General features: G+C 70.7%; 7 protein-coding genes and 1 pseudogene. All 8 read left to right on the top strand.

Going from position 1 to position 8,308, the window contains the following annotated elements:
• Positions 1-1,243: pseudogene (locus tag ACFWA7_RS38940) on the top strand (hypothetical protein); the annotation flags it as partial.
• A 9-nt stretch (positions 1,244-1,252) separates the two neighbouring features.
• Complete coding sequence (locus tag ACFWA7_RS38935; RefSeq protein ID WP_067164664.1) at positions 1,253-1,666, top strand: roadblock/LC7 domain-containing protein; 414 nt, start codon at positions 1,253-1,255, stop codon at positions 1,664-1,666.
• Positions 1,667-1,775: 109 nt separating this feature from the next.
• A complete protein-coding gene (locus ACFWA7_RS38930; protein WP_385550058.1) occupies positions 1,776-2,183 on the top strand; it encodes a DUF742 domain-containing protein in 408 nt (135 codons plus the stop codon).
• Complete coding sequence (locus ACFWA7_RS38925) at positions 2,164-2,745, top strand: ATP/GTP-binding protein (RefSeq protein ID WP_067164660.1); 582 nt, start codon at positions 2,164-2,166, stop codon at positions 2,743-2,745. Before ACFWA7_RS38930 ends, ACFWA7_RS38925 begins: the two co-directional genes overlap by 20 nt.
• Positions 2,746-3,086: 341 nt before the next feature.
• The gene (locus ACFWA7_RS38920; RefSeq protein ID WP_385550055.1) at positions 3,087-6,425 is read left to right on the top strand and encodes a nitrate- and nitrite sensing domain-containing protein; all 3,339 of its coding nucleotides are present in this window, start codon (positions 3,087-3,089) and stop codon (positions 6,423-6,425) included.
• Between the two features lie 10 nt (positions 6,426-6,435).
• Positions 6,436-6,849 (top strand): roadblock/LC7 domain-containing protein, encoded by a 414-nt coding sequence (locus tag ACFWA7_RS38915; RefSeq protein ID WP_053725133.1) that lies wholly within the window; start codon positions 6,436-6,438, stop codon positions 6,847-6,849.
• A 115-nt stretch (positions 6,850-6,964) separates the two neighbouring features.
• Positions 6,965-7,534: a DUF742 domain-containing protein gene (locus tag ACFWA7_RS38910; protein ID WP_385550053.1), complete on the top strand. Its 570-nt coding sequence runs from the start codon at positions 6,965-6,967 to the stop codon at positions 7,532-7,534.
• On the top strand, positions 7,515-8,096 hold the full coding sequence (locus ACFWA7_RS38905) for an ATP/GTP-binding protein (protein WP_031229389.1): 582 nt from the start codon (positions 7,515-7,517) through the stop codon (positions 8,094-8,096). Before ACFWA7_RS38910 ends, ACFWA7_RS38905 begins: the two co-directional genes overlap by 20 nt.
• The last annotated feature ends 212 nt before the right edge of the window (positions 8,097-8,308 follow it).

Below are 8,308 nucleotides of genomic sequence, written 5' to 3'. Positions count from 1 at the left end.
CCAGCAGCCCCCGGCCCCGCGCCGCGGCGACCGCCCGTCGGCCCCGCAGCCCGGCGCCCCGCGCGCCGAGCTGCCCGGCGGCGGCGCCCCGCAGCGCCCGCAGGCCGCGAGCTGGGGCAACGAGCAGGCGTCGCCGGACGGCCCGCGCGGCCATGAGGAGATCGAGCAGCACACCGGCCAGTACCCCCGGCCGCAGCTCGAAGACCGCCAGGGCCCCGGCTCCACGGCCGAGTTCGCCCGCCCGGACTTCGACGGGCCGCCGCCCGGCCGCCAGGACACTTCGTCGACCGGCCAGTTCGTCCGCCCGGACGTCTTCGGCGCGCCGCAGGGCGCCCAGGACCCCTCACCTCTGTCGCCGCAGGCGAACGGCCAGTTCGAGCGCCCCGGCACGTACGGCCAGAACAGCGGCCAGAACACGGGCCAGGGCAACGCCCAGAACACCGGCCAGAACACCGGCCAGTACGCCCGGCCGCCGATGGACGACCGCCAGGGACCCGGGGCCACCTCGGAGTTCGCCCGGCCGGACTTCGACGCGCCGCGTGCCCCGCAGCAGCCGCAGCCCCAGCAGTACCAGGCGCCGCAGCAGCAGCCCCGCCAGAACCAGGGGCCGCGTCCGGACGCCGGGAACCTGCCGCAGCAGTCGCAGCCCGAGGCACTGCCGCCGGCTCCGAACGCCGGTGACGGCCGTACGCCGCTGTACGACACCCTGGAGACCAACTGGTTCCACGGTCAGGGCGGTCAGGCCGGTCAGGCCGGTCAGAACGGCCAGCAGCCGGGGCAGCCCGCACCGGGCGCCCCGGGCCAGGTCAACCAGGGCCAGGGCAACCAGGGCCAGGGCGGACCCCAGGGTCTGCGTCCGGCGCAGCCTCCGGCCGCGGCGCCGCAGAGCGCGGAGCGCCGCCCGGCGCCCGTCCAGCGCGACGCCAACGGCGCGCCCGGCAACGGCTCCTGGCGCCCCTCGCCCAACGACGAACTCGTCCGCCAGGCCGAGCGGGCCCGCAAGCCCGCCGCCGGCGGTGTCACCACTTCCGGTCTGCCCAAGCGGGTCCCGCGTGCCAATCTGGTCGCGGGCACCGCACAGCAGCAGCAGAACCAGGCAGGCCCCCAGGTCTCGCGTGCGCCCGACGACGTGCGCGGCCGCCTGACCAATCTCCGCCGGGGTATCCAGCAGGGGCGGCAGGCCGGAAACGGCCCGTCGACCGGCAGTTTCTCGATGGACCCCACTCACCAGCAGGAGCGATAGTTGAGTCAGATGAGCCAGGCGGCGCAGAATCTGAACTGGTTGATCACCAACTTCGTGGACAACACCCCCGGGGTGTCCCACACGGTGGTGGTCTCCGCCGACGGCCTGCTGCTTGCCATGTCCGAAGGATTTCCGCGGGACCGGGCCGACCAGCTCGCGGCCGTGGCGTCCGGCCTCACCTCGCTGACCGCGGGTGCGTCCCGGATCTTCGAGGGCGGCACCGTCGCCCAGACCGTGGTGGAGATGGAGCGCGGCTTCCTCTTCCTCATGTCCGTCTCCGACGGCTCCTCGCTGGCCGTGCTCGCACACCCCGAGTGCGACATCGGCCTGGTCGGTTACGAGATGGCCCTCCTGGTCGACCGCGCGGGCTCCGTCCTCACCCCGGACCTGCGAGCGGAGCTCCAGGGGAGCCTGCTCCACTGAGGCCCCCCACTCAGTCAGAAACCACCGTCCGGCCGCACAACGCCCCCCACCGGCCACATCCGACGGCTCGAAGACACTCGCTGTCCCTGCTGTCCCGCCCGGAGGATCAATGACCCCGCCACCCGCCTCACACGATTCGTACGGCGCTCTGCACGACGCGCACTACGACAGTGAAGGCGACCAGCCGCTGGTCCGCCCGTACGCCATGACGGGCGGCCGGACCCGCCCGCGCTACCAGCTCGCCATCGAGGCCCTGGTCAGCACGACCGCGGACCCGGCGAACCTGGCCACGCTGCTCCCGGAGCACCAGCGGATCTGCCACCTGTGCCGCGAGGTCAAGTCGGTGGCGGAGGTCTCGGCGCTGCTGCAGATGCCGCTCGGCGTGGCCCGGATTCTTGTCGCCGACCTGGCGGAGGCCGGCATGGTGGCCATCCACCAGCCGGGCAATGGAGAGGCCGGCGGCACGCCGGATGTGACGCTGCTCGAAAGGGTGCTCAGTGGACTTCGCAAGCTCTAGCGGCGGAGCGGCACGCTCTACCACCTCCGCGAAGATCGTGGTGGCGGGCGGCTTCGGCGTGGGCAAGACCACGTTCGTCGGCGCCGTCTCGGAGATCAATCCGCTGCGTACCGAGGCCGTCATGACGTCCGCTTCCGCGGGCATCGACGACCTCACCCACACCGGGGACAAGACCACCACCACGGTGGCCATGGACTTCGGCCGCATCACCCTGGACCAGGACCTGATCCTGTACCTCTTCGGTACGCCGGGCCAGGACCGCTTCTGGTTCATGTGGGACGACCTGGTCCGCGGCGCGATCGGCGCCGTCGTCCTGGTGGACACCCGCCGCCTCGCCGACTGCTTCCCGGCCGTCGACTACTTCGAGAACAGCGGCCTGCCGTTCGTCATCGCGCTGAACGGCTTCGACGGCCACCAGCCGTACACCCCGGACGAGGTCCGCGAGGCCCTGCAGATCGGTCCGGACGCCCCGATCATCACCACCGACGCCCGCCACCGCGGCGATGCGAAGAGCGCGTTGATCACGCTGGTGGAACACGCGTTGATGGCACGACTCAAGTAGTCAGGGGTATACGGCAGTTGTCGTAGACGAAACAGGGGCGGACTGTGTCCTTTGACACGATCCGCCCCTGTGTTCATAACGTTTCGACAGAGAATTCCCACGTCACGGCAACCCGCCGCGTTCACATGGTGTCGCTGCGCTCACATTGGCCCCGCCTTTTGGCGGGGCTCGCTCTTTATGCCCGTTTTATCTGAGGCGTGTGCCACTCGGAACCCCTCATTCCAGCTGTTTGGAACGGACCCCCCTGGCGTGCTGGAATTCGACGAACTCCCGAGTAGTACGGCTCAGAACATTTATAGGCACACCGCGAGAGGTGCCGGCGCCGAGAGGTTGTTGGTCGAGTGAGGCGAAGCACGACGAGCTCCGCGACGCAGCAGGCGCGGGGCAACTTCACCCCGCCGCAGCGCAATGCGGCGACGCCGGACGAGCTGCCGAAACCCTCCGGGGGGAAGCCCTCGGGCCCCGACACCGGCAGTCAGAGCAAGTTCTCGCCGCGCAACTGGCGGGTGGCCACCCGTCTGAACGCCATCCTCCTCATCCCCGTCCTCGTCGGCCTGGTCATGGGCGGCTTCGAGGTCAAGGGGTCCATATCCACCTGGCGCGACGCGCGTGACGCCGAGAAGACGGCGCACATCGTGAGCGCCGCGTCGGCGTACGGCCAGGCCCTGCTCAACGAGCGTGACCTGACCGCTCAGCCCCTGCTGCAGAACAAGCGCGACAGCGACGTCATCAACAAGGCATACGCCGCCTCGGACGCGGCCCGCGCCAAGTTCGACGACGAGGTCAAGGGCATGCCGGACACGGCGAGCCTCCAGCGCCGTCTGAGCAAGGTCCGCGAGGCCGAGAAGAACCTCGACGTACTGCGCAAGACCGCCTACGCCAAGGGCATCGAGGCGAAGAACCCGGTGCTGACCGAAGAGGGCTACACCCAGGTCCCCCACTACCTGAGCACGTTCTCCAACGAGCTCGGCCTCGGCACCGGCAACATCACCAGCTACGGCCGCATGGTCTACGCGGTCGACCTCGCCAAGGCCGCCGAGTCGCTGCAGCGTTCCATTGGTCTGCACCTCATCCTCCGGCCGAGCGAGGACCCCAAGACCTTCCAGATGCAGGTCAAGGCGTTCAACTCGTACAACTACCTGGAGTTCATCGCCCTCGGCGAGTTCGACGCGGGTGGTACGGACGCGGACAGCGCCCATCTGAAGCAGGTCATGGAGGCCAAGGCCGCCCAGGCCGCCAAGGACCTCCCCGCGACGCGCCAGCAGGCCGACGACGGCCCGCGCATCGGTGCCGCCCCGGCCCGCGACGGCTCGCCCTTCAACAGCATGGCCGCCGCGATCGGCGAGGGACAGAGCGCCAAGCAGCTCAAGGCCCAGGGCATCACGCCCGACGCCTGGATGGCCGCCTCCACCGCCAAGTTCGACGGCTACACCGAGATCGAGCAGGACCTGGTCAACCGGGCCGTGACCGAGGCCGGTCAGATCGCGGACGACGCCAAGACCTCCGCGTACATCAACGGCGCGATCGTCGTGGTCTCCCTGCTGGCCGCCTTCATCCTGGCCGGCATGGTGGCCCGCCAGATGAGCCGCTCGATGCGCCGGCTGCGCTCCGCGGCCTTCGAGGTGGCCCAAACGCGACTGCCGATGCTCGTCGACCAGCTCTCGCGCACCGAGCCCGGCCGGGTCGACACCCGGGTCGAGCCCATCCCGATCACCTCCACGGACGAGATCGGCGAGGTCGCCCGCGCCTTCGACCAGGTCCACCGCGAGGCCGTCCGGCTCGCCGCCGAGCAGGCGCTCCTGCGAGGGAACGTCAACGCGATCTTCACCAACCTGTCGCGCCGCAACCAGTCCCTGATCGAGGGCCAGCTGACCCTCATCACCGACCTGGAGAACAACGAGGCCGACCCGGACCAGCTGGAGAGCCTCTTCAAGCTGGACCACCTCGCGACCCGTATGCGCCGCAACGGCGAGAACCTCCTGGTCCTCGCCGGCGAGGAGCCGGGCCGCCGCTGGAACCAGCCGGTCCCGCTGGTCGACGTGCTGCGCGCCGCCTCCTCCGAGGTGGAGTCGTACGAGCGCATCGAGCTGACCGGTGTGCCGGAGAGCGAGATCCACGGCCAGGCCGTGACCGACCTCGTGCACCTGCTCGCCGAGCTCCTGGAGAACGCCACCACGTTCTCCTCGCCGCAGACCAAGGTCCGCGTCACCGCCACCCGTCTTCCCGACGGCCGCGTCATGGTCGAGATCCACGACAAGGGCATCGGCCTGACCGCCGAGGACTTCGCGGACATCAACCACAAGCTGGCGAACCCGCCGACCGTGGACGCCGCCGTCTCGCAGCGCATGGGCCTGTTCGTGGTCGGCCGGCTCTCCGACCGGCACGGCATCCGCGTCCAGCTGCGCCCCTCCGGCGAGCAGGCGGGCACCACCTCGCTGGTCATGCTCCCGGACGCGATCACCCACGGTGGTGGCGGCGAGGCGCTGCCCGGCGACGACTTCACGGTCTCGCAGATCATCCCGGAGCAGCAGCAGAGCTTCGAGGCCCCGGCCCCGGCGCTGCGCACCGCCGCCGAGCTCGGCTTCGACGACTCCCGCTACGAGCAGGGCGGGCAGGACGGGGACGACCCCCTCCAGCTCGACCCGGTGAACCGCTCGCTGATGCGCGAGGAACGCCGTGCGGCCCTTGAGGCCCAGGCGCAGGGCGGCGACCGCCCGCTCTACCGCGACGAGGTCGACGGTGTGCAGCAGGGCGGCGCGTACGACGAGCAGTACGGGCAGCAGCAGTCCTACGAGAACGGGTACGACGAGTCGTACGACGGCCGGCAGGCCTCGTACGACAGCAACCAGTTCGACGGGCAGCAGGGGCAGCAGCAGTACGCGCAGGACTACCCCGGCGCGTACCCGCAGGAGTCCTACGGACAGCAGCAGAACGGCTATCCGGACCAGGGCTATGCGGAGGCCGCCTACCAGGCGCCCGCGGCCGACGGTGGGCAGTACGACGGCGGTTACGGCGACGCGCCCCACCAGGGCGAGTGGCAGCAGAACGCCCCGTACCAGGATTCCTACACGTCCGACTACCAGCAGGCGAACAAGGAAGCGGAATCCGCTCCCGACGTTCCCGCCGGCGGCCGCGACCGCGTAGGCTTCGACCGTCCGGGCCCCACCCCGGCCTCCTCCCACGAGCTGACCGGCGCCGGTCTGCCGAGGCGCGGCGGCGGCCAGCAGAACTGGCAGCCCGCCGCCCAGGAGCCGCAGCAGAAGTCCGAACCGCAGCGGCCCGAGCAGCAGCGGCAGCCCGTCAACGGCACCGGCCCCGCGACCGTGAACGGATCCTCGAACGGAACCGTGAACGGAACCGGAACCGGAACCGCGAACGGCGCCGCATCCGGCACCGACGAGCCCACCGGCGACTGGCGTTCCACCAACGACGAGCGCTGGACGCGGGCCGAGAAGCTGCGTGAGCCGAAGGCCGGCGGGGTCACACCCTCCGGGCTTCCCCGGCGGGTACCCAAGGCCAATCTGGTCGAGGGTGCGGCGGAGCAGACCCCGCAGGGCGGCCCACAGGTCTCCCGCGCTCCCGAGGACGTCCGCGGCAGGTTGAGCAACCTGCGCCGCGGCGTACAGCAGGGCCGCAGCGCGGGGTCGGACACAAGTAACACCTACAACCAGGAGCGTTAGTGTGAGCCCGATGAGCCAGGCGGCGCAGAATCTGAACTGGTTGATCACCAACTTCGTGGACAACACCCCCGGGGTGTCCCACACGGTGGTGGTCTCCGCCGACGGACTCCTGCTGGCGATGTCCGAAGGCTTCCCCCGGGACCGGGCCGATCAGCTGGCGGCTGTTGCCTCCGGACTGACGTCCCTGACCGCGGGAGCCTCCCGGATCTTCGAGGGCGGCGCCGTCAACCAGACGGTCGTGGAGATGGAGCGCGGCTTCCTCTTCATCATGTCCGTTTCGGACGGATCCTCGTTGGCCGTACTCGCCCACCCCGAGGCCGACATCGGTCTCGTGGGCTATGAGATGGCTCTCCTTGTCGACCGCGCGGGCTCCGTCCTCACCCCGGACCTGCGCGCGGAACTACAGGGCAGTCTCCTTAATTAGTTGTGAACTTCCCGTTCTCAACTACCAGTCAGGCAGTGCGTTTCTCGCCACCGCGCCATAAAGTGCGGTGGCGCGGTCCCACAGGAACGGGCGACCGGCAGTCGGAGGAGGAAACGTGACAACACCCCCAGGCGGACACCCATACAACGGTGGCCAGCAGTCTCAGGGTGAGCACGGGCAGAACCGGTTCAACTTTCCCTCCGCCCCCAGCAGAAGCGGCCAGGGCCAGCACCCGTACCAGCAGCCCCACCGTCAGCCGGGTCCGTACGACCAGCCGCCGCAGCCCCGCATCGAGCCGGTGCAGCCGCGGCAGACCCCTCCGCCTTCCCCGGCGGGCGGCACGCACAACCCCCTTGTGCGTCCGTACGCCATGACCGGCGGCCGCACCCGGCCGCGCTACCAGCTCGCCATCGAGGCGCTGGTGCACACCACGGCGGAACCCGCCAGGCTGCAAGGGCAGTTGCCCGAGCACCAGCGGATCTGCCATCTGTGCCGTGAGATCAAGTCGGTCGCCGAGATCTCGGCACTCCTCTCCATCCCCCTCGGCGTTGCCCGGATCCTCGTCGCCGACCTGGCGGAGGCCGGACTTGTCGCCATCCACCAGCCCGGCGGCGACGAGTCCGCCGGCGGCCAGCCAGATGTGACACTGCTCGAAAGGGTGCTCAGTGGACTTCGCAAGCTCTAGCGGCGGTGCTGCCCGCTCCACTACTTCCGCGAAGATCGTGGTGGCGGGCGGCTTCGGCGTGGGCAAGACCACGTTCGTCGGCGCGGTCTCGGAGATCAACCCCCTGCGTACCGAGGCCGTCATGACGTCCGCTTCCGCGGGCATCGACGACCTCACGCACACGGGCGACAAGACGACCACCACGGTCGCGATGGACTTCGGCCGCATCACGCTCGACCAGGACCTGATCCTGTACCTGTTCGGCACCCCCGGCCAGGACCGCTTCTGGTTCATGTGGGACGACCTGGTCCGCGGCGCGATCGGCGCCGTCGTCCTGGTGGACACCCGCCGCCTCGCCGACTGCTTCCCGGCCGTCGACTACTTCGAGAACAGCGGCCTGCCGTTCGTCATCGCGCTGAACGGCTTCGACGGCCACCAGCCGTACACCCCGGACGAGGTCCGCGAGGCCCTGCAGATCGGCCCGGACACCCCGATCATCACCACCGACGCCCGCCACCGCGCGGACGCGAAGAGCGGCCTGATCACCCTGGTCGAGCACGCGCTGATGGCCCGCCTGCGCTAGCCGCACGCCACGCCGCACCTCCCGACGCCGGGACCCGTCAAACGGGTCCCGGCGTTTGTGGTTCCCGCGCCCGTGCGGGCACCGGCGGGCAACGCGAAGGGCCCCGCCGGGCCCCGGGGGGGGGGGGGGGGCCGCGCCGGGGGGGGGGGGGGCCCCGCCCCGGATGGGCCGCCCCCCACCCCCGGGGGGGCGCCCCGCGGGGGCCCCCCCCC

Source organism: Streptomyces sp. NPDC059994 (assembly GCF_042737755.1).
Classification (GTDB): Bacteria; Actinomycetota; Actinomycetes; order Streptomycetales; family Streptomycetaceae; genus Streptomyces.
This window is presented reverse-complemented; position numbering and strand designations above follow the sequence as displayed.

Bases quoted from the DNA above. Each gene is read 5' to 3' on its own strand.
- ACFWA7_RS38935 (WP_067164664.1), top strand. From the start codon at position 1,253: ATGAGCCAGGCGGCGCAGAATCTGAACTGGTTGATCACCAACTTCGTG.
- ACFWA7_RS38930 (WP_385550058.1), top strand. From the start codon at position 1,776: ATGACCCCGCCACCCGCCTCACACGATTCGTACGGCGCTCTGCACGAC.
- ACFWA7_RS38915 (WP_053725133.1), top strand. From the start codon at position 6,436: ATGAGCCAGGCGGCGCAGAATCTGAACTGGTTGATCACCAACTTCGTG.